The sequence below is a fragment of the Streptomyces sp. NPDC058751 genome (genome assembly GCF_042746485.1).
Classification (GTDB): Bacteria; Actinomycetota; Actinomycetes; order Streptomycetales; family Streptomycetaceae; genus Streptomyces.
In genome coordinates this window covers 97,784-99,176 of the sequence record NZ_JBHYPZ010000038.1, presented here as the reverse complement: position 1 = coordinate 99,176, position 1,393 = coordinate 97,784, and the positions used below count along the sequence as shown (strand labels likewise).

Sequence of the window (1,393 nt, the reverse complement as noted above, 5' to 3'; positions counted from 1 at the left end):
CCGGCGGGGCCCGTTGGGGCCGGGCGAGTTGATGCCGGGCCCGTACCGGCCGGGCCCGTACCGGCCGGGCCCGTACCGGCCGGGCCCGTACCGGCCGGGCCCGTACCGCTGCCGGCACCCCCCGAGTCCGCCCCGGCCGCCGCTCCGGGGCCCGTCGCCGGCCGGCCCGGCGCCTGGCAGCGCCTCCTGCGCTGGTGGCGCGGCTACTGATCCCCGGCGCCCCGGCCCGACCAGGTCTCGTACGAGGTCCACGCCTCCAGCGTCCGCCCACTGACGAACCGGTGCGCCCGGCCGGTGACCGGATCGGTGAACTCCAGCCTCCGCGCCAGCAGTTGCAGCGGACGCCGGAAGTCGCCGGCCGGCACCGGCCCGGTCACCACCGGGTACAGCGGATCGCCGAGGATGGGCACGCCCAACGCGCTCATGTGCACCCGGAGCTGATGGGTCTGCCCGGTGCGGGGAGCCAGCCGGTAACGCCCGAGCCCGTCCCGGTGCTCGACCAGGCCGATCCCGCTGACCGCGTTCGGCTCGCCCGCCACCTCCCGGGCGGCCATCACCCCGCGCTCCTTGAGGATGCGGCTGCTGACCGTGCGCGGCAGCGGAAGACCGGCGTCGTACGGTGCCACGGCCTCGTACTCCTTGCCGATCAGCCGGTCGCGGAACAGCGTCTGGTACGCGCCGCGCTCCTCGGGCCGTACGGTGAACAGCACGAGACCGGCGGTCAGCCGGTCGAGACGGTGCGCGGCGCCCAGCTCCGGCAGCTCCAGCTCCCGGCGCAGCCGGGCGAGGGCGGTCTCGGCGACATGGCTCCCGCGCGGCGTCGTGGCCAGGAAGTGCGGCTTGTCGGCGACGACGATGTGCTCGTCGCGGTACACCACGCCGACCGGGAACGGCACCGGTTCCTCGTGGGGCAGCTCGCGGTGGAACCACAGGAACGTCCCCGGCACGTAGGGCTCCTCGGCGGTCAGCGGCCGTCCGTCCTCGCGCAGGACCAGCCCGTCGCCGATCATCGCGTCGATGACGCCGTCGCCCGCCGCGAGCCGGTCCACCAGGTACGCCCGCGCGGTGGCCCAGTCCCCCTGGTGCGGCAGTCTGATCCGCACGGGGTCGACCCCGCGGCGCTGGGGGAGGGGGGAGGGCGGGATCCGGGGCTTGCGTCTCACCCGGCCAAGCGTACGAGGCATCCGGCGCCCGCTCCTTCGCCGCCCGCCTCGTGAAGGCCCGGTGCGCGGTGCTCCCGCCGTGACGCGTCGGGCGTGCTCCCGTACATGCGTCCGGGGTGTACCCGCGTCACGCGGGTACACCCCTCCCGTCAGTTCGGGGGTGGGGTGGGGGGGGAGGGACCGGGCGCGATCGGCCGCCGGCGATTTTATAAAAATACGAGACCCCCGGA

General features: G+C 75.5%; 1 protein-coding gene and 1 pseudogene. One reads left to right on the top strand and one right to left on the bottom strand.

The window, feature by feature from the left end:
- Positions 1–210 (top strand): annotated as a pseudogene (locus tag ACFW6B_RS30295) (hypothetical protein); the annotation flags it as partial.
- Here the strand turns inward: ACFW6B_RS30295 and ACFW6B_RS30290 are convergent.
- Entirely contained in the window at positions 204–1,184 is a 981-nt protein-coding gene (locus ACFW6B_RS30290; RefSeq protein ID WP_386600896.1) for an RluA family pseudouridine synthase, read from the bottom strand. The pseudogene ACFW6B_RS30295 and the gene ACFW6B_RS30290 overlap by 7 nt on opposite strands.
- Positions 1,185–1,393 lie beyond the last annotated feature (209 nt).